Origin of the sequence: Paraburkholderia ultramafica, from assembly GCF_902859915.1 — a bacterium.
Lineage (GTDB): Bacteria > Pseudomonadota > Gammaproteobacteria > Burkholderiales > Burkholderiaceae > Paraburkholderia > Paraburkholderia ultramafica.
In genome coordinates this window covers 98,932-120,752 of record NZ_CADIKK010000011.1, presented here as the reverse complement: position 1 = coordinate 120,752, position 21,821 = coordinate 98,932, and the positions used below count along the sequence as shown (strand labels likewise).

19 protein-coding genes and 5 pseudogenes are annotated in these 21,821 nt (G+C 64.5%); 15 read left to right on the top strand and 9 right to left on the bottom strand.

The features are described 5' to 3' along the window. The first annotated feature begins 3 nt into the window (after nucleotides 1-3). A complete protein-coding gene (gene bcsG / locus HV744_RS13775) occupies nucleotides 4-1,554 on the top strand; it encodes a cellulose biosynthesis protein BcsG (protein ID WP_175150049.1) in 1,551 nt (516 codons plus the stop codon). Nucleotides 1,555-1,610: 56 nt separating this feature from the next. Then, nucleotides 1,611-1,808: a hypothetical protein gene (locus HV744_RS13770; protein WP_246279030.1), complete on the top strand. Its 198-nt coding sequence runs from the start codon at nucleotides 1,611-1,613 to the stop codon at nucleotides 1,806-1,808. A 53-nt stretch (nucleotides 1,809-1,861) separates the two neighbouring features. On the opposite strand, the gene HV744_RS13765 is transcribed toward HV744_RS13770, so the two are convergent. Next, nucleotides 1,862-2,479 carry a LysE/ArgO family amino acid transporter gene (locus tag HV744_RS13765; protein ID WP_175150047.1) on the bottom strand — a complete coding sequence of 206 codons (618 nt, stop codon included), beginning with the start codon at nucleotides 2,477-2,479 and terminating at the stop codon, nucleotides 1,862-1,864. 98 nt (nucleotides 2,480-2,577) lie between these two features. On the opposite strand from HV744_RS13765, the gene HV744_RS13760 reads away from it, so the two are divergent. Further along, on the top strand, nucleotides 2,578-3,471 hold the full coding sequence (locus tag HV744_RS13760) for a LysR family transcriptional regulator ArgP (RefSeq protein WP_175150046.1): 894 nt from the start codon (nucleotides 2,578-2,580) through the stop codon (nucleotides 3,469-3,471). Between the two features lie 273 nt (nucleotides 3,472-3,744). Continuing rightward, nucleotides 3,745-3,945: pseudogene (locus HV744_RS13755) on the top strand (aldehyde dehydrogenase family protein); the annotation flags it as partial. A 56-nt stretch (nucleotides 3,946-4,001) separates the two neighbouring features. Here HV744_RS13755 and HV744_RS38260 read toward each other — a convergent pair. Further along, a pseudogene (locus HV744_RS38260) lies at nucleotides 4,002-4,202 on the bottom strand (LysR family transcriptional regulator); the annotation flags it as partial. Between HV744_RS38260 and HV744_RS13745 the strand changes: the two are divergent. After that, nucleotides 4,146-4,532 (top strand): annotated as a pseudogene (locus tag HV744_RS13745) (MFS transporter); the annotation flags it as partial. The pseudogenes HV744_RS38260 and HV744_RS13745 overlap by 57 nt on opposite strands. On the opposite strand, the gene HV744_RS13740 reads toward HV744_RS13745, so the two are convergent. The 5 genes from HV744_RS13740 to HV744_RS13720 form a co-directional block, all read right to left on the bottom strand. Continuing rightward, nucleotides 4,498-6,345 carry a tetratricopeptide repeat protein gene (locus tag HV744_RS13740; RefSeq protein ID WP_175150045.1) on the bottom strand — a complete coding sequence of 616 codons (1,848 nt, stop codon included), beginning with the start codon at nucleotides 6,343-6,345 and terminating at the stop codon, nucleotides 4,498-4,500. The pseudogene HV744_RS13745 and the gene HV744_RS13740 overlap by 35 nt on opposite strands. Nucleotides 6,346-6,362: 17 nt before the next feature. After that, the gene (locus tag HV744_RS37270) at nucleotides 6,363-8,033 is read right to left on the bottom strand and encodes a tetratricopeptide repeat protein (RefSeq protein ID WP_425497713.1); all 1,671 of its coding nucleotides are present in this window, start codon (nucleotides 8,031-8,033) and stop codon (nucleotides 6,363-6,365) included. A 133-nt stretch (nucleotides 8,034-8,166) separates the two neighbouring features. Beyond that, the gene (locus HV744_RS38255) at nucleotides 8,167-8,520 is read right to left on the bottom strand and encodes a hypothetical protein (RefSeq protein ID WP_175150043.1); all 354 of its coding nucleotides are present in this window, start codon (nucleotides 8,518-8,520) and stop codon (nucleotides 8,167-8,169) included. 98 nt (nucleotides 8,521-8,618) lie between these two features. Further along, on the bottom strand, nucleotides 8,619-9,875 hold the full coding sequence (locus HV744_RS13725) for an MFS transporter (protein WP_175150042.1): 1,257 nt from the start codon (nucleotides 9,873-9,875) through the stop codon (nucleotides 8,619-8,621). Continuing rightward, nucleotides 9,872-10,828: a PRC-barrel domain-containing protein gene (locus HV744_RS13720; RefSeq protein WP_175150041.1), complete on the bottom strand. Its 957-nt coding sequence runs from the start codon at nucleotides 10,826-10,828 to the stop codon at nucleotides 9,872-9,874. The genes HV744_RS13725 and HV744_RS13720 overlap by 4 nt, the downstream gene beginning before the upstream one ends. 401 nt (nucleotides 10,829-11,229) lie before the next feature. Between HV744_RS13720 and HV744_RS13715 the strand changes: the two genes are divergently transcribed. The 4 genes from HV744_RS13715 (at nucleotide 11,230) to HV744_RS13700 (ending at nucleotide 14,446) form a co-directional block, all read left to right on the top strand. Next, nucleotides 11,230-12,612: an NCS2 family permease gene (locus HV744_RS13715; RefSeq protein WP_175150040.1), complete on the top strand. Its 1,383-nt coding sequence runs from the start codon at nucleotides 11,230-11,232 to the stop codon at nucleotides 12,610-12,612. 270 nt (nucleotides 12,613-12,882) lie between these two features. Next, nucleotides 12,883-13,308: an ArsR/SmtB family transcription factor gene (locus tag HV744_RS13710; RefSeq protein ID WP_175150039.1), complete on the top strand. Its 426-nt coding sequence runs from the start codon at nucleotides 12,883-12,885 to the stop codon at nucleotides 13,306-13,308. Then, nucleotides 13,305-13,643: an SRPBCC family protein gene (locus tag HV744_RS13705; protein WP_246279027.1), complete on the top strand. Its 339-nt coding sequence runs from the start codon at nucleotides 13,305-13,307 to the stop codon at nucleotides 13,641-13,643. Before HV744_RS13710 ends, HV744_RS13705 begins: the two co-directional genes overlap by 4 nt. Before the next feature lie 83 nt (nucleotides 13,644-13,726). Continuing rightward, nucleotides 13,727-14,446, top strand: a complete 720-nt coding sequence (locus HV744_RS13700; protein WP_175150037.1) for a DUF899 domain-containing protein — start codon at nucleotides 13,727-13,729, stop codon at nucleotides 14,444-14,446. Nucleotides 14,447-14,500: 54 nt separating this feature from the next. Here HV744_RS13700 and HV744_RS13695 read toward each other — a convergent pair whose 3' ends face one another. Further along, nucleotides 14,501-14,683, bottom strand: a complete 183-nt coding sequence (locus HV744_RS13695; protein WP_175150036.1) for a hypothetical protein — start codon at nucleotides 14,681-14,683, stop codon at nucleotides 14,501-14,503. Between the two features lie 162 nt (nucleotides 14,684-14,845). Then, nucleotides 14,846-15,130: pseudogene (locus HV744_RS13690) on the bottom strand (NAD-dependent epimerase/dehydratase family protein); the annotation flags it as partial. Between HV744_RS13690 and HV744_RS13685 the strand changes: the two are divergent. The 6 genes and pseudogenes from HV744_RS13685 to hutI all read left to right on the top strand — a co-directional run. Then, a pseudogene (locus tag HV744_RS13685) lies at nucleotides 15,110-15,592 on the top strand (LysR substrate-binding domain-containing protein); the annotation flags it as partial. The pseudogenes HV744_RS13690 and HV744_RS13685 overlap by 21 nt on opposite strands. 252 nt (nucleotides 15,593-15,844) lie before the next feature. Then, nucleotides 15,845-17,365 carry a histidine ammonia-lyase gene (hutH, locus tag HV744_RS13680; RefSeq protein ID WP_175150035.1) on the top strand — a complete coding sequence of 507 codons (1,521 nt, stop codon included), beginning with the start codon at nucleotides 15,845-15,847 and terminating at the stop codon, nucleotides 17,363-17,365. Nucleotides 17,366-17,389: 24 nt separating this feature from the next. Continuing rightward, nucleotides 17,390-18,085, top strand: coding sequence for a histidine utilization transcriptional repressor HutC (gene hutC, locus HV744_RS13675; RefSeq protein ID WP_175150034.1), 696 nt, complete (start codon nucleotides 17,390-17,392; stop codon nucleotides 18,083-18,085). A gap of 86 nt (nucleotides 18,086-18,171) precedes the next feature. Next, complete coding sequence (gene hutU, locus HV744_RS13670) at nucleotides 18,172-19,860, top strand: urocanate hydratase (protein ID WP_175150033.1); 1,689 nt, start codon at nucleotides 18,172-18,174, stop codon at nucleotides 19,858-19,860. Between the two features lie 20 nt (nucleotides 19,861-19,880). Continuing rightward, a complete protein-coding gene (locus HV744_RS13665; protein WP_175150032.1) occupies nucleotides 19,881-20,504 on the top strand; it encodes a HutD/Ves family protein in 624 nt (207 codons plus the stop codon). Between the two features lie 85 nt (nucleotides 20,505-20,589). Further along, nucleotides 20,590-21,813 carry an imidazolonepropionase gene (hutI, locus tag HV744_RS13660; RefSeq protein WP_175150031.1) on the top strand — a complete coding sequence of 408 codons (1,224 nt, stop codon included), beginning with the start codon at nucleotides 20,590-20,592 and terminating at the stop codon, nucleotides 21,811-21,813. Nucleotides 21,814-21,821: the final 8 nt, after the last annotated feature.

Below are 21,821 nucleotides of genomic sequence, written 5' to 3'. Positions count from 1 at the left end.
TTCATGACTCTGTGGAACCTGTATTTCATCATCAAGCTGTACCTGTTCACCGGCGGGCATCTGCAGCCGCTGTGGCTCGCCAATATCGGCTTCGCGCTGGTGCTTGCCGCGAGCGCGACGCTGCGGCATCGCGGGCTGCGCGTGTTGCGCAACCTGCTCGGACTCGCGATCGGCGTGCCGCTGATGTATCACGAGGCGAACGTGCCGCCGTTCTCGCGTCTGACCGAGGAGTTCGGCAACCTCACGACGTTCAGCTTCGGCTACTGGCTCGAACTCGCGCAGCGTTTCCTGCCGCCGATGCTGCTGCTTGCCGCCGTCGGCGGATTGATCGGTTATCTGATCGTGAACCGCTGGCTGCGCGTCGCGACGTTCGTGCTGATCGCGCTGGTCGCGATTCCGCTATGGCAGGAGGGCAGCACGGTGCTCGCGCAATGGCGCAGCGCGCCGGCGGTGGCCGCATCAAGCAATGCGTTGGCCGCGCAGCCGCTCGACCATAACGCGGCGCTGGCCGCGTTCCGCACGCAGGAGTCGCAGCGGCAGGTGACATTCGGCCATCTCGGCGCCGACGTGAGCACGCAGTTCGACGTGATCGTGCTGCATATCTGTTCGCTGTCGTGGGACGATCTCGACGCCGTGAAGGCGCGCAATCATCCGATGCTGAGCCACTTCGACTATCTGTTCACGAACTTCAGCACGGCGGCGAGCTATAGCGGACCGGCGGCGATTCGTGTGCTGCGCGCGAGCTGCGGCCAGCAGGCGCACGCGGACCTCTACAAGGACGCGCCGCAACAGTGCCATCTGCTGGCCGATCTCGCGCAAGCGGGCTACACGCCGCAGACGATGCTGAATCACGACGGCCACTTCGATAACTTCCTGCAACTGGTGCACGACAACGCCGGCGTGCCGAACGTGCCGATGATTTCGAATACCAGTGTGCCGGTCGCGATGCATGCGTTCGACGGCTCGCCGATTCGCGACGATTATGCGACGCTCGCCAACTGGTACGCGCAGCGCGCCAGCACGCCGGGGCCGGTCGCGCTGTACTACAACACGATCAGTCTGCACGACGGCAACCGGCTGCCGAACAGCAGTCTGTCGAGCATCGATTCGTACCCGCAGCGTGTGAACAAACTGATGAGCGATTTCGACCGCTTCGCGGATCTGATCGCGGCGTCGGGCCGGCGTGCGGTGATCGTGTTCGTGCCGGAACACGGCGCGGCACTGCGTGGCGACGCGAACCAGGTGGCCGGCTTGCGTGAAATTCCGACGCCGCGCGTCGTGCACGGACCCGCGGGCGTGCGCCTGGTCGGCTTCCAGGGCAATCATGGGGCGACCACCGTGATCGACAATCCGACGAGTTTCCTCGCGCTTGCGCAACTATTGTCGAACCTCGTGTCGAACAGTCCGTTCAAGCCGGGCGTGACCTTGTCGCAGTACGCGGCGAATCTGCCGCAAACGCAGATGATCGGCGAAAACGAAGGGACGGTGACGATGAAGACGGCGTCCGGTTACGTGGTGAAGACGCCGGACGGCGTATGGGTGGATGGCAAATGACGGGGGTGGGTGTGAAAGCTGTCGCGAATGCTGATGCAAACGCCGGAGGCTGGCCGGTGGACGACATCACGGGCCTCGCGCGTCGATTGCCCGAAGTCGATCCGGCCAACTATTTCGATGGGCAGGCGAAGGAGTCGTATCAGCAGTCGCTGGTCAAATGGCCGGTGTTCGCACGGCTGATGAACCTCGTGCCGGGCGATCACACCATCGCGCCTGCTGGGCACAACCCGGCACGGGTGCTCGAAGTCGAATGACGGCTGTTTGACGAAGGCGGCGGTCTCACGCGCGCCTTCATGCAACGCCGCATTCAGCGCAACTGCGTGACCGCGAGCAGCAACACCATGCTGCCGATCGCGCCATCCAGCACGCGCCACGCAGTGGCTCGGCGAAACAGCGGCGCCAGCGCGCGCGCGCCGTAACCGAGGCCGATAAACCAGATCCCGCTGACCACCATCGCCCCGAGCGCGAACGCGACCCGTGCGCCTTCCGGCTCACGCGCGCCGGCCGTGCCGATCAGCAGGAACGTGTCGAGATACACGTGCGGGTTGAGCCAGGTGAGGGCGAGCGTCATCAGGATGATCGGCATCGCGCGTTGCGTGGGCGCCGCGCCGCTCGCATTGGTGTCCAGCACCGCATTCTCCGGCCGCACCGCGCGGCGCAGCGCGTTGATGCCGAACCACACGAGATAGGCGAGCCCGACATACAGCATCGTATGGACGAACACCGGGTAGCGTTGCACCAGCACCGATGCGCCACCGACGCCCGCTCCGATCAGAATGAAGTCCGACAGCGCGCACAGCGCGATGATCTTGCCGACATGCGAGCGCATGATGCCCTGACGCAGCACGAAGGCGTTCTGCGCGCCGATCGTCACGATCAGCGATGCGCACAGGGCGGCGCCGTGGGAGAAAGACAGCCAGTTCATAAACGATCCAGTAGACGGAGGCAAGCGAAAGGCGCTAGTCTGCGGTTTTGCGTCTCATAAGAGAAGCTAATAAATTTAATGCCAATTAAGGAGCGCTAATGCTCGACTATGCGTTGCTCGATGCACTGGCCGCCGTGGTGCGCCACGGCTCGTTCGATCGCGCGGCCGGCGAACTGAATGTCACGCCGTCGGCGGTGTCGCAGCGGGTCAAGCTGCTGGAGGAGCGGGTCGGCAGCGTGCTCGTAAAGCGCGGCCAGCCGTGCGTCGCGACCACCTCGGGCGCGCTGCTGTGCCGCCATACCGAACGCGTGCAATTGCTCGAAGCGGAGCTCAACGGCCGCCTGCCGGCGCTGCCCGGCGCGCTGGTGGAGCCGTGGCCGGCGCTGCGCGTGGCCGTCAACGACGACAGCGTCGGCACGTGGTTCATCGACGCGGTGGCGCCGTTCTGCGTCGAGCGGGAGATGCTGCTCGATCTGGTGATCGACGATCAGGACCACACCGCCGAGCGGATTCGCGACGGCAGTGTGCAAGGCGCGCTCACCACGCAGGCCGAGCCGGTGCAGGGCTGCCGCTCGACGCGGCTCGGGCGGATGCGCTATCTGGCGGTCTGCTCGCCGGCATTTCTCGCGCGCTACTTTGCCGCCGGCGTCACGCGCGAAAGTCTGCGGCGCACGCCGTGCGTCGATTTCAATCCGAAGGACCAGTTGCAAAAGCGCTTCATGCGCCGCATCACGCGCGCGGAACTCGACCCGCCGTTGCACTGGATTCCGCACGTCGCCGGCTTTTTGCGGGCCTGCGTGACGGGGCTCGGCTGGGGCATGTGCCCGGAGCGGATGATCGCCGCGCATCTGGCGAGCGGCGAGCTGGTGGAGATGGCGCCGGGCAAGCCGATCGATGTCGATCTGTACTGGCAGAGCTGGCGTCTGTCGATCGGCTGGCTCGACGACTTCGGCGCGGAGCTGCGCAAGCGGGCGGCGGAGTTTCTCGATTGACGCGCTTGACGCGCGCGGGTGCGGGCCGTGCGGGCGGCGCGGGCCTCGCGGGTAGCGTATTGCAGCAGGCCCCCGTTCTTCTTCGATCTCGCCACGTGTAGGGACCGCGCGGCCGCCGCTGGCTGCGCAGCGGATCGCGGCGTAATGTGACCGTGCATCCGGTGGTGCCGGCGACTAAGCTTGAAGCGGTGAAGCCGCGACGCGCGACGCCGCAACGGGTGCGATGGACCGCCCCGCATCTGACCTGAAACGTTTCATGTTGAGGACAAGGCCATGCAGCACGCCACACAGTTTTATATCGACGGCCAGTGGGTTGACCCTGTCGCTCCGGCTGACCAGACGCAACCCGCGACGCTCGACGTGATCGATCCGTCGACCGCCAACGCGTTCGCGAAAATTTCGCTCGGCAGCGCAGCCGATGTCGATCGCGCGGTCGCCGCCGCGAAGCGCGCGTTTGCCGCGTACAGCGAGACCACGATCGAACAGCGCATCGATCTGTTGCAGGTGATTCTCGACGTTTATCGCAAGCGCCGCGCGTGCACGACCAGCGCGCGGCCGAACTCGGTGAACGCGACGCCGCTCGCGCTGCGCACCACCAGCGGAGCGTGCAGATCGGCTTCCAGTTCGCGCATCGCCTTGGTCACGGCGGCCGGCGAGAGCCCCAGGGAGCGGGTGTCGGCCGTAAGCGCGTGTTGTGGGTGTCGCGCGTGTTGCTGATCGTCGCGGTATATCCGGCATTCATGATGATCAACGCCGCGCCGACAGTGCCGGTGTTGTTGTCGGTGGTGGCGGGGCTCGCGGTGCTGGTTGCGTTTTCCGCCGTGCCCAACATCGTCATGCTGCCGGAAATGTTTCCGCGCGCGATTCGTGCGACCGGGATGTCGATTGTCTATTGCCTCGGGGTATCTATTTTCGGCGGGTTTGCGCAGTTCTTCGCGACCTGGTTGATCCAGCTGTCCGGCAACAATCTCGCGCCGGCCTGGTATCTGATCGGCTGTGGTCTGGTGTCGTTGCTGCCGTTGCCGTTCATGCGCGAGACGGCGGGCAGGCCGATTGATTGACGTGCGGGCTGGCGTGCGTGGCGCACCATTCGCGCAACGCGTCCCGCACTTCTTCGATAAGCGGACCCCATTCACCTAGTTCGCGCTGGCGGAACAGCCGCATCGACGGATACCACGGACTGTGCGTGCCGTCGGTCAGCCACCGCCAGTTCGCGTAGGCGGGGATCAGCACCCACACCGGCAAACCGGCCGCGCCGGCGAGATGCGCGACCGATGAATCGATCGTGATCAGCAGATCGAGCGAGTGGAGTATCGCGAGGGTGTCGGTGAAGTCGCGGATGATGGGCCCGAGCGTGTGCATCTCGAACTGTTGCGCGAGTGGTTCGGTGTCACGCTCCCCGGCGCCTTTTTGCACCGAATACCAGGTGACGCCGGGTTGCGCCAACACCGATTGCAGCGCGTCCAGTTTGATTGACCGGTAGCGGTCATTTGCGTAATCCGGGTTGCCTGCCCATACCAGGCCGATGCGTTGGTTCTCCTCGTGCCCGGCTCGTGAAATGCCGTCGAGGTATGTTTGCCATTGATGCCGCTTTTCAGGCGTGACGGTGAGATAGGGCATCGCGACGGGAAGCATCGCGAAATCGAGCTTTGCATATTCGGGCATGCGCAGCATGCGGCTCCAGTAGTCGTAAGGACCGGCAGGCAGCGTGACCCATGCTGCGTTGACGCCATGTGCGCCACGCGCCAGTTCACCCAACGGAACGTCGACCCACACGTCGACAGTCGCTCCTTGCCGATGCAGCCACGCGGCCATGCGCAGAAACTGAATCTGATCGCCCAGCCCTTGTTCACCGAGTAGTAGAAACCTTTTTCCCGAGAGCGGCTCGCCTTGCCACTCAGGGAAGTTCGGACGCACCAGAGTCTGGTTCATCGGCATTTTTTCGCGCCATCTGTCTTTCGCCCAACCCTGTTCGAATTCACCGAAAAGAAGGTGCGCATTCGCCAGGTTGGACTGCATGACCGCATCGTCCGGCATCAGGCGCGCAGCTTCGATGCTGTGCGCCTTGAATGCTGGAAATTCGCCCAGCATGCTAAACCCGTACGCCGCGTTGTGATGCAGCCACGCATTGTTCGGGTCGATGGCCAAGCCCTGTTCGACAATACTGATTGCTTCCCGAAAGCGGTCGATGCAGTTCAGTGCATACGAGAGTTCTTTGAGCGCTATCGCGTCGGCGGCAAAGTCGGAGCGCATCTGCGCGACGACGGCGTCGATCTCGCTATCGCGCTTCGCTTTGTTTAACGCCGATATCAGGCCGAGGCCGCTGCGCAGTTGTGTGCGATCGAGCGACCATGCACGTTGCCAGTGGTCCGCGGCGTCTGAGAATCGGCCGCACTCCGTGCTGATCCCGGCTAGCGCATACGCCGCGTGATGCAGGGTTGGATCGAGCTCCAGCGCCTTCGCGTAGTGAATCATCGCCTCGTCCAAGCGTCTGGACAGGCGCAGACAATCGGCAAGATTGCGATGCAGCGTAGCGGTGCCGTCGGCCAGCGTGATTGCACGACGATAAAAAGCCTCGGCCGCAACCAGGTCGCCCGCCAATGCGGCCGTCAACCCGCAGTGCTCGCCAATGTCGGCCCGTTCGGGGGCCGCGTGCAATGCCTGGTTCAGGAACACGCGCGCCAGTTCCATCTGGTCGTTACGAAAACACGCCAGCCCCAAACGATGCAGAGCATGGGCATTGCGCGGCATCAGGTCTAATGCGCGCCGGTAGTTTTCGATGGCGTCCGGCAGGAGGTTCTTGTCGAAACAGGCATCGGCGCGCGCGATATGCGCAGCAGCGATCTCGGCGACGGATAGGCGGGAATCTGACACAGGTCTGTTTGCTCGGGTTAATTGTTTGTGCTGTTAAAGGCGTGCATGGGTACGCGTAACGCGTCCCGCACTTGATCGATAACCGGGCCCCATTCACCTAACTCGCGCTGGCGGAACAACCGCATCGACGGATACCAGGGGCTGTCCGTTCTTTCGATCATCCATCGCCAGTCCGTGTAGGCGGGGATGAGAGCCCACACCGGCAAGCCCGCCGCTCCGGCCAGATGCGCAACCGACGTATCGACAGTGATCAACAGGTCGAGCGAGTCGAGTATCGCGAGGGTATCGGTGAAGTCATGAATGGCTGGTCCCAGTGTGTGGATGTCGAACTGCTGCGCCAGCGCTTCGGGTTCACGTTCCCTGGCGCCTTTCTGGACCGAATACCAGCTGATGTCCGGTATAGCGAACAACGCTTGCAATGTATCGAGCTGGACGGAGCGGAAGCGGTCGAGATACTGGGTAGGGCTGCCCGCATACACGATGCCGATACGCCGGTTCCTTGAGGACTTGCGCTTCACCGAGACGGTGTCGATGCGAGCCCGCCAGTAGCGCACCTTCTCCGGCGCGGCGGCGAGATACGGCATCGCGACGGGAAGCATCGGCAAATCGAGTTTCATAGGCTCGGGCACACTGAACATATGACACCAGTAGTCGTAAGGGCCGGGCGGCATGGTGGTGAAGACGGCTCGCACGCCGGTCATGGTTGCCGCAAGCACCGCGATCGGCATGTCCACCAGAACGTCGACGCTCGCCCCTTGCTGGTGAAGCCACGTCGCAAACCGAAGGAACTGTATCTGATCGCCGAGTCCCTGTTCGCCGATGAGCAGGAACTGACGACCGCGAACCGGTTCGCCATGCCACGCGGGGAAGTCGGGCCAGGCCATCAGCGCCCGGTTCGCGGGGACTTCATAGAACGACTTGTTGCGTTTCCAGCCTTCTTCAAATTCGCCGAGACAAAGAAGCACGCCTGCGAAGTGATATTGCAATGTCGGATCGTCAGGCGCCATTCGCGCCGCCTTCTCGCTGTATGGTCGGCATTCGGCGACTCGCCCCAGCTTCCTGAGCGCCCATGCCGCGTTGTGACACAGGATCGCGTCGTGCGGGTCGATAGCCAGCGCTTGCCGGGCCACTGCGACCGCGTCCTCATAACGATGATGTCTGTTCAGGACATACGTGACTGCTTTCAAGGCCGCTGTATCGGCAGCAAAATGTGTTCTGATCCAATGGATGGCTTCGTCGAGCGACGCGGCGTGACCCGTTGCCGTGATCGCAACAATCTCGTCGAGGTCTTCCTGCGATCCCGCCGGCTGGAGCATCCACGCGCGCATCCAGAAGTCCACCGCTTGATCGATATGGCCCAGTTCGGCATTGATCCGCGCCAGCGCCCGATTGGCATGCTGCGACTGCGGCTCGATTCTGAGCGACTGTTCGTAATGGCCGATTGCCTCACCGACACGTCCGGACGCGCGCAGGCAGTCGGCCAGGTTCCTGTGCAGGCTGGCGGTGTGGCCGGCCATGATGATCGCCTGACGATAGAACGCTTCAGCGGACTCATAGTCTCGTTTCAACGATGCGAGCAGCCCCGCGATTTCCCACCAATCGGCGCGCTGAGGCGCGACTTGCAGCGCTTGCGTCGCATAGGCGCGAGCCTGTTCAAGCTCGTCCAGATGAACACTGACGAGGCTCATGCGGTGCAACGCGTGCGCGTCGCGTGGACGCATCGACAGAACCTGACGGTAACAGGCCGCCGCCTCGGCCATGCGCCGCGCGGAAAAATGCGTATCGGCGTGCATCACAAGAGCGTCCACGTTCGCTCGGTCGTCATTCATGAGGGGCATGGCGAGTTTCTACAGCAGATTTTTTTGTTAGCGACCGCTGTGCCGTAGCCGGTCTGTGGCGGCCGGTTGAAGAGGGTGCGGACGGCGGGCGGACTTCTTTATCGACGATGGCCGACGTGCGAACTCTGAGATTGGCAGCGCTTATCTTCTTGTAACCAACGCTAATGAAAAAGCCTGAAAAATCTGATTCGAGTGTAGAGAGGCTCTGTTTGTTTGCCGGAGGTAGTAGCGAATTCGTAGGGTTATGCAACAGCGCCGCAAAGTATTTTCCGAACGTTTCCGAATTGCAGTGCCGAATCGCCCGCCGAAAAGAAAAAGAGGCGCGATGAAAAATCATCGCGCCTCTTTCAATGTACGGCGAGTCGCCGTGCCGGTTTAGTGCGTAACAGTGACCAACCTGCTCTGCTCCCGGGTTCGCCTGTCAACGGCCTCTCATCACCTGACCGCCGACTTTCCCCCATCCTCCACCGGCGCGCCATTCCCGGCAGCCGCCGCATCGCGCGTTTCGGGCATTGCCGCCCACACCAGCAGCACCGCCAGCGCACCCGCGGCAGCCAAACCGAAGAAGCTGGCCGCATTGCCAAAATGATCCGCCACGAACCCGGCGGCCGTCGTACTCAACGTCGCTCCGATCCCCGCCGCCAACCCGAACAGCCCGATACACAGGTTATAGCGCCCCTTGTCGCCGGCCACGTCGGCGGCAATCAGCGGCAGCATCACGCCGAACACCGCGGCGCTCAAACCGTCCAGCATCTGCACCGGCACCAGCAGATACGGGCTGCTGATCCCGGCAAACAGCAACGCCCGGATCGGCAGCGCCGAAAACCCCAGCAGCAGAATCGGCCTGCGCCCCCAACGCTCGGCGGAGCGTCCGACCCACGGCGACATCATCGCGACGATCGCTTGCGGCACGATGATGCACGCCGCGATCACCAGTTGAACGTTGTCGCCCATGCCGGCCGTTACTTCGCCCGCGGCCAGGTTCAGCATCGCCGCATTCGACAAATGGAACAGCACGATGCACGCCGCGAACAGCAGCATCCGCTTGTCGCGCAGCAACTCGCGCAAGCTCTCGCGCCGTTCGATTTGCTGCGGCGTCGGCGCGGCCTTCGGCAGAGCGACGGTATCGGTGCGCTGGATCATCGACAGCGCGATCAGCGCGGGCACCGCGAGCGCGGCGGTCAGCCAGAACACGGCGCGCGGCGAATAGTACTCGCCGAACACGCCCATCAGGCCGGCCGCCACCGCGCTGCCGATCGACGCCCAGCGCGCATTGCGCCCCAGCCGGTCGCCGAGATTCGCGCGCCCCACCAGCGCGAACGAAATTGCGGCGAGCGCCGGCGTCAGCATGCAGCTGGCGAAGCCGTGGAAGACCTCGGCGGCGATCACCGGCAGCACGGTCGGACTGACCGCCAGCAGCACCGCGCTCAGGATGATCGCGATGATCGCCCACGCGGCCGCGGCTTTCTTGTTGCGCAGCGCGTCGACCGCGGCGCCGCCCGGCACCTGGCTCACCATCGCGCTGATAGTGCCGACCGACAGCGCCATGCCGATTTCTCCCTGGGTCCACTTGTGCGACGCGAGATACGACGCGATGAACGGCCCGAAACCTGTCTGCACGTTGGCGACGAAAAAATTCAGCCAATCGAGCGCCCGCAGACTGCGCGCCGTGACGAGAGTGCGGCCGATCATCGGGCCGCCCGTGCGTTGGAAACCGCGATGGCCGTGGAGGCGGCGGCAGGCGCCGAAGCGGCGGCGGGAGCGGGCGGCGGCGCCGGCGACACCGCGCGGATCGGTTTGTCGCTGGCGTAGGGCGGCGTCGCGTTGATCTGCGCGTCGCTCAGTTCGAGTTGCGGATGCAGTTCCTTGTCTCGCGTGACGAAGCGCAGTGCCGACCAGTTCGCGGCGATCGTGCGCCGCTCGGTGCTGACCATGCCGTTGACGTCGAGCACGACGGCCTGCGGTTGCGCATTGCCGTCGATCAGCACGTCGATCACGCGGCCGACCTTGGCGCCGTTCGAACGCTCGACGGTGGCGTCGATCAGCGGCACTTGGACGACGGTGGTTTTGGCCGCGCTGGCCGGTACGGCCGCCGCGTTCAGCGTGATCGGCGCGGCCTTCGCGGTCGGCGTGAAGCGGAACGCGCCCCACGGGAAGTTCACCTTGCGGTCGCCGACGCCGAGGAAGCCCTGCAGATTGACGACCATCTCGCGCGGCTTGCCGAGCGCGTCGGCGATCATGTCGACCGCGCGTCCGACCACTTTGCCGTCGGGCTTCTGCACTTCGCTGTCGAGCAGCGTGCGCGCCTCGTTGCGCTCGATCGTGCGCAACACGATCAGCGGCGCCGGCGCGGGAGGAGGCGGCGGCGCGGGCGTGGCGACGGGCGGCGGCGGCTCGACCTTGTGCGGTTTGACGACCGGCTTCTTCGGCTTGTGCGGCTGCTCGGGTTCGTTCGCCTCGGTCTCGACCGGTTCGGGCGCGGAGGCCGCCACCGGCGCGCTGGCCGGCTCGACGGGCATGACCGTCGCATCGACGATCGGCGCCTGCTGCGGGCCCCATAACAGGCTGCAACCGGACAGCGCGAAGAGCGCGAACACAGCGAGAATCAGCACGCGCCAGGCAGGACGCGAAAAGCCGCCAGTCATCAGGAACAACTCCATGGGCCGGTGCGGACGGGCGCAGTGGGCCGCCGCGGTTATCACAGGTACGGGCCAGAGTTTAACCCGCGACGTCGGGCGGCCCCGATTTTGCAGGCGATTCCGGCAAAGGGGCGCAGCCCGCGAAACCATCAGAACCCTTTCACACCTTGATGACAAACCGTAGGTGTAAACGCGCGCCGCGTCGGCGGGTTTGCCGTCCCTTAAACGATATAAGCAGCGCGACATGACCGGCATGCCATCCATGCGATGGGAGATATATTTGTGTTGTCCTACATTTCGAGACAGCAAACGAGACGACGTCCCACATTAAACCAACGCTACGAGACGAACCTGACGGCGGCCGTATCGACGGCCGCTTCAGCACGCTGATAAAGGAGACACTCATCATGATGGAACCCCACGCCCAGGCGATTTCCGAAGTCGCGACCGAATCATTCGACGGAAAGGGCTTTCTCGACCGCTATTTCGAAATCGCGTCGCGCGGCAGCACGCAGCGTCGGGAGATCGTCGCGGGCATCACGACCTTCCTCGCGATGGTCTATTCCGTGTTCGTCGTGCCGGGCATGTTCGGCAAAGCGGGCTTCGACACCAGCGCGGTGTTTGTCGCCGTGTGTCTGACCACCGCGTTCGGTTCGCTGCTGATGGGCGTGTGGGCGCGTCTGCCGATCGCCATCGGCTGCGCCATTTCGCTGACGGCGTTCACCGCGTTCGGCCTCGTGCTCGGCAAGGGGCTGCAGCCGAACGTCGCGCTCGGCGCGGTGTTCCTGATGGGCGTGGTGTTCACCGCGATCTCGGTGACGGGCGTGCGTTCGTGGATTCTGCGCAATCTGCCGACCGGCATCGCGCACGGCACGGGCATCGGCATTGGCCTGTTCCTGCTGCTGATCGCCGCGAACGACGTGGGTCTGGTCGTGAAGAATCCGGGCGCCGGTCTGCCGGTGTCGCTCGGCCATATCACGGCGCTGCCGGCGCTGATGTCGGTGGCGGGGCTGGCGGCGATTTTCGGTCTGGTGCGCCGCCGCGTGCCGGGCTCGATCCTGATCGTGATCGTCGCGATTTCGGCGCTTGCGCTCGCGATCGATCCGGCCGTGTCGTTCCATGGCGTGTTCGCGGTGCCGTCGCTCAGTGCGCCGGGCCATGCGTCGCTGATCGGTGCGATGGACATCAAGGGCGCGCTGTCGATGGCCGTGCTGCCCAGCGTGCTCGCGCTCGTGATGACTGCCGTGTTCGACGCCACCGGCACGATTCGCGCGGTCGCGGGACAGGCGGGCCAGCTCGATGAGAACGGCCGCATCATCAACGGCGGACGCGCGTTGACGGCCGATTCGCTGAGCTCGGTTTTCTCGGGCCTGCTCGGCGGCGCGCCGGCGGCGGCGTACATCGAATCGACGGTCGGTGTGGCGGCCGGCGCGAAGACGGGGATGGCCGCGGCGGTGGTCGGCCTGCTGTTCCTGGTGGTGATGTTCTTCTCGCCGCTGGCCGGTCTCGTGCCTTCGTATGCGACGGCGCCGGCGCTGATGTACGTGGGGCTCCTGATGCTGTCGAACGTCAGCAAGCTGCATATGGACGATATGGTCGACTCGATGGCGGGGCTGATGTGCGCGGTGTTCATCGTGCTGACCGCGAACATCGTGACGGGCATCATGCTCGGCTTCGCGACGCTCGTGATCGGCCGCGTGGTGAGCGGCGAGTATCGCAAGCTGAACGTGGGCACGGTCGTCATCGCTGTCGTGCTGGTCGGGTTTTATCTCGGCGGCTGGGCGATCTGAGCGGGGTTGGCCTCGCCTGGGCTTGCCCGGGTCTTGCCCGAAGTCTGCTGCATCTTTGCTGGAATGCGAGGGCGGGGCGATCGAATGTTGGCCGCTTCGCCTGGACATGTAGTCGGTTGTTCTCCTCCTTGACGCGGCGCGTTGCAGGGTTTTATCTGCTGCGTGCCGCGTATCTTTTTGGGCCGTCCCGCTGCGCCGCTGTTTCCGCGCCCTTCGAGAAAGTGCGTACCTGTCCTTGACATTGACGCACCCGTTTCTATACTTAACCTCATGGTTAAGTTTTATGAAGCCTTACTCGATCGCACCTTCGCCGCGCTGTCGGACCCGACGCGGCGTGCGTTGCTCGCGCGTCTGTCGGAACACGATCTGTCGATCAGCGAACTCGCCGAGCCGTTTGCGATGTCGTTGCCCGCGGTGATGAAACACCTCGACGTGCTGTCCGGGGCCGGTCTTATCACGCGCAGCAAAACCGGCCGCACGGTCGCGTGCCGTCTGCGTGCCGGGCCGATGGAGGAAGCCATGGAGTGGCTCGGCCGCTATCAGCGCTTCTGGTCCGAGTCGCTCGACCGTCTTGCCGCTTTCGTCGAAGAGGAGCCCGCTCCATGTCCGCCCAGCCCAGCCTCACCCTCCAGCGGCGACTCAACGCCACGCCCGCCAAAGTCTTCCGCGCGTGGACGGAACCGGCGCAATTCATGACGTGGATGCATCCGGGCGGCGCCGACGTGGTCCGCGCGCAACTGGATGTGCGGATCGACGGGCGCTACACGGTTCTGTATCGCAAGCCGGACGGCAGCGAGGTCGAAGTCGGCGGCCAGTATCTGGAGGTGGTGTCCGAGCGCAAGCTGGTCTTCACGTGGAAGTGGCGTCATCGCCCGGAACCGGAATCGCAGGTCACACTGTTGCTGGAGCCGACGGGCGACGGCACGTGGCTGACGCTCACGCACGAACGTTTCGCCGACGACGCGCAGTGCGAAGACCATCGCCGCGGCTGGACCGATGGGCTCGATTCGCTGGAACGCTATGTCGGCTGAATCCGTTCGAACTGCTTGGGATTCGCTCTGGATTCGTTTGAGTGTGCCTGACTAGCCTGCCTGACGCAGGGAAGGAGACGCAGATGGAACTGCAACACAGCATTGGCACGAGACAGGAATGGCTGGCCGCGAGCAGGGCGCTGCTGGCCGAAGAGAAAGCGCATATGCGCGCCGGCGACGAGCTCGCCCGCAAACGCCGCGCGCTGCCGTGGGTCAAGGTCGACAAGGCTTATTCGTTCGATACGCCGCAGGGCCGCAAGACGCTCGCCGATCTGTTCGACGGCCGCAGCCAGCTGATCGTGTATCACTTCATGATGGGCCCGGATTGGCAAGAGGGCTGTGTCGGCTGCTCGTTCCTGTCGGATCACATGACCGGGATCGTGACGCATCTGGAGCATCACGATGTGTCGTACGTGACGGTATCGTACGCGCCGCTCGCGAAGATCGAGGCTTTCAAAAAGCGCATGGGGTGGACCTTTCCGTGGGTGTCGTCGAGCGGCAGCGATTTCAATTTCGACTATCACGTGTCGTTCACGCCCGAGGAGCTAGCCAGCAAAAAGGCTTTCTACAACTTCACCGAGCAGGACGTCGGCATCGACGAGCAACACGGCCACAGCGTGTTCTACAAGGACGACAAAGGCGACGTGTATCACACGTATTCCTGCTACGGACGCGGCGACGAACGGTTCATCAACACGTACGCGCATCTGGACGTGACGCCGAAAGGACGCAATGAGGCCAGCAATCTGACCGACTGGGTCAGGCATCACGACCGGTATGAAGACGAGACGCGCGGCGGTTGAGCGGCGTGCGGTTCCTGAGCGATACGGTGCGGCGCATCGGGCGCATCGGGCGCATCAAAGCGCCATATCGAAAGCGGGCTTGAGGAAAAATTCCATCGCCATCACGGCGAGGCCCATCGCGGCCGCGGCCAGCGTCAACACGCCATATTCGTCGTAGCGTGAGTCGTACAGGCACGCTACGACGAATAGAATCGCCAGCAGGTTGGTCAGCCATTCGAAGTTCAGCGCGAAGGTCATCGATCAAATCCGGGCTCATGGGCGACTCGGATGAACGAATCGCACGGTCAGGTGAGTGCGATTTTATCGAGAAGAGCTTACGGATTCGCAACGGCCGGGCTTACACGGATTACGCCCGAGGGAGGCCACCTTTGGGGGGCGCCCTGAAGGAAGTCCCTCGGATCACGCCCCGAAGGAAACCCCCTCTGGCGCCAGCATGTCGTGCTCGATCCAGTCGATCACGGATGTACGCTTCGGTTGCCATCCAGGCAGCTTGCGCGCGCGCTCGCCACGCACACGGCTATTCGAGCCGAGCCCATACGAGGCCATTTCGTAACCCCATTCTTCCTGCGCTTACGCGAGCGGCCAGTCTTGCGGCGCGCCGAGTTTCATCACGCGCGCGATCGCGGCGCTCATGTCGCGGAACGACGCTTCGCCGCTTTCGACGAAGTAGAACGTGCGATCCGGATCGGCGCGTTGCAGGACTCGACGCTGCACGCGCGCGCGTTGGGCAGCAGCAAGCTGCGGGTGCTCGCGAGCCCGGCGTATTTGGCCGAATATGGCGAGCCCAGAACGGTGGAAGCGTTGCGCGCCCACAGGCTGATCGGCTTCACGGCGCCGGAGCACCTGAACCGCTGGCGGGTGCGGGAAAGGCGCAAGGGCCGCGCCGGGTCGTTGAAGATCGAGCCGGCGATCACCGCGTCGAGCGGCGAGGCGCTGCGGCAACTGGCGCTGTCGGGATGGGGCATCGCCTGTCTCGCCGACTTCATGACCGCGGCCGACGTGCGCGACCAGCGCCTCGTGCCGATTCTCGGCGGCGTGCTGGTGGACGAGCGGCAGCCGGTGAACGCGGTGTATTACCAGAGCGCGTCGCTGGCCGGGCGCGTGCAGTGCTTTCTGGATTTCATCGCGGCGCGCGTGAAGCTCTAGCGGCACGCTTAGGATGAGTCCGCTGCCTGTGTGAGCACGCGTGCTATTTGGGCGTGTATATACAAGTTCGGCGCCAAAACGCGGTAAGCGATGTCAATCGAGTTGCCATCCAACGGCCCGGGCAGGGTCACGAGCCTGGCATGAAAGCCCCTATCTAATGGAAAGTCCCTAGGCCAAAAGAATTAAAAACAAGTTGTATATACAAGGCCGCACAGCTAGACTTCACTGAACTTGTATAGACAGGACGACATCATGATTCTGAAGCCCGGTTTTCTGACTCTCCCGCAACTGCGCAAGATCGCGCGCGACCACGTCACGCTGCAACTCGATCCCGCCAGCCACGCCGCCATCGACGCCTGCGCGCAAGCCGTCGCCGACATCGCCGCGAAGGGCGAGCCGGCCTACGGCATCAACACCGGCTTCGGGCGGCTCGCCAGCACGCATATCCCGCGCGACCAGCTCGAACTGCTGCAACGCAATCTGGTGCTGTCGCACGCGGTCGGCGTGGGTGAGCCGATGTCGCGTCCGGTCGTGCGTCTGTTGATCGCGCTGAAGCTGTCGAGCCTCGGCCGCGGCCACTCGGGCATCCGCCGCGAAGTGATGGAAGCGCTGATCACGCTGTTCAACGCCGACGTGCTGCCGGTGATCCCGGTCAAGGGTTCGGTCGGCGCATCGGGCGACCTCGCGCCGCTCGCGCATATGTCGGCGACGCTGCTCGGCGTCGGCGAAGTGTTCGCGAAGGGCGAGCGCATGCCCGCCACCGAAGGCCTCGCGCTGGTCGGCCTGAAGCCGCTCACGCTGCAAGCGAAGGAAGGTCTGGCGCTGCTGAACGGCACCCAGGCATCGACCGCGCTCGCGCTCTACAACATGTTCGCGATCGAAGACCTGTACCGCACCGCGCTGGTGGCCGGCGCGTTGTCGGTGGATGCGGCAATGGGCTCGGTCAAGCCGTTCGACGCGCGCATTCACGAACTGCGCGGCCATCAAGGCCAGATCGACGCCGCCGCGGCTTACCGCTCGCTGCTGCAAGGCTCGGGCATCAACGTTTCGCACGCCGATTGCGACAAGGTGCAGGACCCATATAGCCTGCGCTGCCAGCCGCAAGTGATGGGCGCGTGCCTGGACCAGATGCGCCACGCCGCCGACGTGCTGCTGCTGGAAGCCAACGCGGTCTCCGACAATCCGCTGATTTTCCCGGACACCGGCGAAGTGCTGTCGGGCGGCAATTTCCACGCCGAGCCGGTCGCGTTCGCCGCCGACAACCTCGCGCTGGCCGCTGCCGAAATCGGCGCGCTGGCCGAGCGCCGCATCGCGCTCTTGATCGACGCGACGCTGTCGGGCCTGCCGCCGTTCCTCGTGCGTGATGGCGGAGTGAACTCCGGCTTCATGATCGCTCACGTGACGGCGGCCGCGCTCGCGTCGGAAAACAAGACGCTCGCGCATCCGGCCTCGGTCGATTCGCTGCCGACCTCCGCGAACCAGGAAGACCACGTGTCGATGGCGACGTTCGCCGCGCGCAAGCTCGGCGACATCGCCGAGAACACCGCGAACATTCTGTCGATCGAACTGCTCGCCGCCGCACAAGGCGTCGATCTGCGCGCGCCGCACAAGACCAGCCCGAGCCTGCAGAAGGCAATGGACACGGTACGCAAGGACGTCGCGCATTACGAACTCGATCATTACTTCGCGCCGGATATCGCGGCGGTCACGCAGCTCGTGCAGAACGGCACGATCGCGAAGCTGAGCCCGTTCTCGTTCGTGTCTGAACAGTAAGTTTTTGCGCACGCGGACCCAGCCATGAACGCACCGGCCTATCAGGGCATCAAGGACTTCATCCTCGCGCGCATTCACGCGGGCGAGTGGGCCGAAGGCGACCAGGTGCCCTCCGAAAACGAGCTCGCACGCGAATTCAACGTCGCGCGCATGACGGTCAACCGCGCGTTGCGCGAGCTGACCTCGGAGCAGGTGCTCACGCGCGTGCAGGGCTCGGGCACGTTCGTGGCGCGTCCCAAGTACGAATCGACGCTGGTGGCGATCCGCAGCATCTCCGACGAAATCGTCGCGCGCGCTCATCGCTATCAGGCGAAGGTGCTGCACATCGGCGCGAGCATCGCCGACGAAGCGCTCGCCGAAGAGATGCAGGTGAGCGCGGGCAGCCCGGTGTTTCGTTCGCGCGTGCTGCATTTCGAAAACGACGAGCCGGTGCAACTCGAAGAGCGCTGGGTCAATCCGGCAGTCGCGCCCGAGTACGCGCTGCAGGACTTCACGAACACCACGCCGAACCAGTATCTCGTGCGTGTGGCGCCGTTGCAGCGGGTCGAGTACCGGATCGAAGCGTTGGCGGCGGACGCCGACACGCGCGAGTTGCTGACGATGGACGAACTCGAGCCTTGCCTCGTGCTGCATCGACGCACGTGGTCGCAAAGCCAGGTCGCGTCGATCGCGAATTTGTGGCATCCGGGCAGCCGTTACCGCTTCACCGGTCATTTCTGATTTCGCTTTTCCCGAATCTTTTTCGACGCATTTTCGACGCATTTTCGAACCTCTCCCGAACATCTCCAAGCATTCCGAGGGCCATCATGAACAACCCGAAACACATCGACCCGCGACTCGACCCGACCCGCACGATCCGCGCACCGCACGGCTCGGAAAAGACCTGCAAGACGTGGATCGCGGAAGCCGCGTACCGGATGATCCAGAACAATCTGGACCCCGAAGTGGCCGAGCATCCGCACGCACTGGTCGTGTACGGCGGCATTGGCCGTGCCGCGCGTAACTGGGATTGCTTCGATCAGATTCTCGCGTCGCTGAAAGACCTGAACGAAGACGAAACGCTGCTGATCCAGTCGGGCAAGCCGGTCGGCGTGTTCCGCACGCATGCGGACGCACCGCGCGTGCTGCTCGCCAATTCGAACCTGGTGCCGCATTGGGCGACGTGGGAACACTTCCACGAACTCGATCGCAAGGGTCTGATGATGTACGGTCAGATGACCGCGGGCAGCTGGATCTACATCGGCAGCCAGGGCATCGTGCAGGGCACCTACGAGACCTTCTTCTCGGTGGCGAACCAGCATTTCAACGGCGATCCGAAGGGCCGCTGGATTCTGACCGGTGGTCTCGGCGGGATGGGCGGCGCGCAGCCGCTGGCGGCCACGATGGCGGGCTTCTCGATGATCGCGGTCGAATGCGATGAGACTCGCATCGACTTCCGACTGAAGACGCGCTACGTCGACAAGAAAGCGACCTCGCTCGACGAAGCGCTCGCAATGCTCGACGCGGCGAAGCAGGCCGGCAAGCCGGTGTCGATCGGTCTGTTGGGCAATGCCGCCGACGTGTTCGCCGAGTGCGTGGCACGCGGCATCACGCCGGACTGCGTGACCGACCAGACCAGCGCGCACGATCCGATTCACGGCTACCTGCCGCAAGGCTGGAGCGTGGAAGACTGGCGCGAGCGTCAGAAGACCGTGCCGGACAGCATCGTCAAGCCGGCCAAGCAGTCGATGGCCAGGCAGGTGCAGGCGATGCTGACGCTGCAGGAGCGCGGCGCGGCCACGCTCGACTACGGCAACAACATCCGTCAGATGGCGCTGGAAATGGGCGTAGAGAACGCGTTCGATTTCCCGGGCTTCGTGCCGGCGTATATCCGCCCGCTGTTCTGCGAAGGCAAGGGCCCGTTCCGCTGGGTCGCGCTGTCGGGCGATCCGGAAGACATCTACAAGACCGATGCGAAGGTCAAGGAACTGATCCCCGACGATCCGCATCTGCACAACTGGCTCGACATGGCGCGCGAACGGATCGCGTTTCAGGGTCTGCCGGCGCGGATCTGCTGGGTCGGCGTGAAGGATCGCTATCGTCTGGGCCAGGCGTTCAACGAGATGGTGAAGAAGGGCGAACTGAAGGCGCCGATCGTGATCGGCCGCGATCACCTCGACACCGGTTCGGTGGCGAGCCCGAATCGCGAAACCGAATCGATGAAGGACGGCTCGGACGCGGTCAGCGACTGGCCGCTGCTCAACGCGCTGCTGAATACGGCGGGTGGCGCGTCGTGGGTGTCGCTGCATCACGGCGGCGGGGTCGGCATGGGCTTCAGCCAGCACTCGGGCGTCGTGATCGTCGCGGACGGTACCGCTGCCGCGAAGGAGCGCCTCGGCCGCGTGCTGTTCAACGATCCGGCCACCGGCGTGATGCGTCACGCGGATGCCGGCTATGAACTCGCGCAGCAAACCGCGCGCGAGGCGGGCCTCAAGCTGCCGATGCTGGGCCGTTGATCGTGACGGTGGTCGGCAGCATGGCAACCCTCACGCTGATTCGCGGCGCCGACCTCGTGGCGGCGCCGTGGAAGAACGGCGGCGGCGTCACGCGCGAAGTGGCCGCGTGTCCCGCGCACGCGGGGCTCGATGCTTTCGTGTGGCGCGTGAGCATCGCGGATGTCGCGCAAGCCGGGCCGTTCTCGCGCTTTGCGGGCGTCGATCGCACGCTGGCGTTGTTGTCCGGCGCGGGGATGGTGCTCGATGAAGTGGACGCCCTGAACGTGGTGAAGTCGCATACGCTGACGCAAGCGCTCGACATCGCGCGCTTCGACGGCGAGGCGCACATCGACGCGCGTCTGGTCGACGGCGCGACGCGCGACTTCAACCTGATGGTGCGGCGTGACGCGGCGCAGGGCGAAGTCGAAGTGTGGCGCGGCCAATCGCAGCAAAGCACGCAGCAAAGCACGCAGCGCACCTTGTCGGCCGACGTGGTGCTGTTGTTCTGCGCGAGCGGTTCGGTCACGGTCACGCTAGGCGACACAGAACCCCAGCCGCTCGACGCCGGCGACACGCTGCGCATCGACACGCCGAACGCGTTGCCCTGCGCGCTCGAAGGCGCGGGCGCGGTGCTCGCGATCAGCATCCGCTATACGCAACGATGACGACGTTTCGCGTGCCCGCCCAGCCGCTGCACGGCGGCCGCACGCGAACCACCACAGACACGCAACGAGCTGCAACGAGCACGCGATGAAGCAAACCGTCTGGCATCACCTGAAACTTTGCCCGCAGGGCGACCCTCAGCACACGCTCGCCGATGCCGCGATCGCCGTCGAAGACGGCCGCATTGCATGGCTCGGCGCAGCCTCCGAATTACCCGCTCACTACGCCGCATGGCCGCGCGCAGATCTGCACGGCGCGTGGGTGACGCCGGGCCTCGTCGATTGCCATACGCATCTGGTGTACGGCGGGCAGCGCGCGGACGAATTCGCGCAGCGTCTCGCGGGCGTCAGCTATGAAGAAATCGCGCGGCAGGGCGGCGGGATCGTCTCGACGGTGCGCGCCACGCGCGCCGCGGATGAAGCCTCGCTGTTCCGCCAGTCCGCCGCGCGGCTCGAACCATTGCTGGCCGAAGGCGTGAGCGCAATCGAAATCAAATCCGGCTACGGCCTCGATCTCGTCAGCGAGCGCAAGATGCTGCGTGTCGCGCGGCAGTTGGGCGAGCGCTATCCGGTGACGGTCTATACGACATTCCTCGGCGCGCACGCATTGCCGCCGGAATTCGCCGGCCGCGCGGATGCGTATATCGACGAAGTCTGCAACACGATGCTGCCCGCGCTCGCCGACGAAGGCCTGGTCGACGCGGTCGACGTGTTTTGCGAGCGCATCGGATTTTCGCTCGAGCAAAGCGAGCGTGTGTTCAACGCCGCGCAACGCTACAAGCTGCCGGTGAAAATGCACGCCGAGCAGTTGTCGAACGGCGGCGGCACCGCACTCGCGGCGCGTCATCATGCGCTGTCCGCCGATCACCTCGAATTCCTCGACGAAGCCGGCGTCGCCGCAATGAAAGCGGCGGGCACGGTGGCCGTGCTGCTGCCGGGCGCGTACTACTTCATTCGCGAGACGCAATTGCCGCCGCTCGAATTGCTGCGGCGCTATCAGGTGCCGATCGCGATTTCGACCGACAGCAATCCCGGTACGTCGCCGGCCACGTCGCTGCTGCTGATGATGAACATGGCGACCACGCTGTTCCGCATGACCGTGCCCGAAGTGCTGCAAGGCGTGACGGCGCACGCGGCGCGCGCACTCGGCAAAGCGGACACGCATGGCGCGCTGGAAGCCGGGCGGGCGGCCGATTTCGCGGTGTGGTCGGTCGACTCGCTGGCGGAGCTGGCTTACTGGATTGGGCGTCCGTTGTGCGCGCGAGTCGTGCGCGCGGGCGAGACGGTTTATACGCGGCGTGAATTGAGCTAAGACCTGAG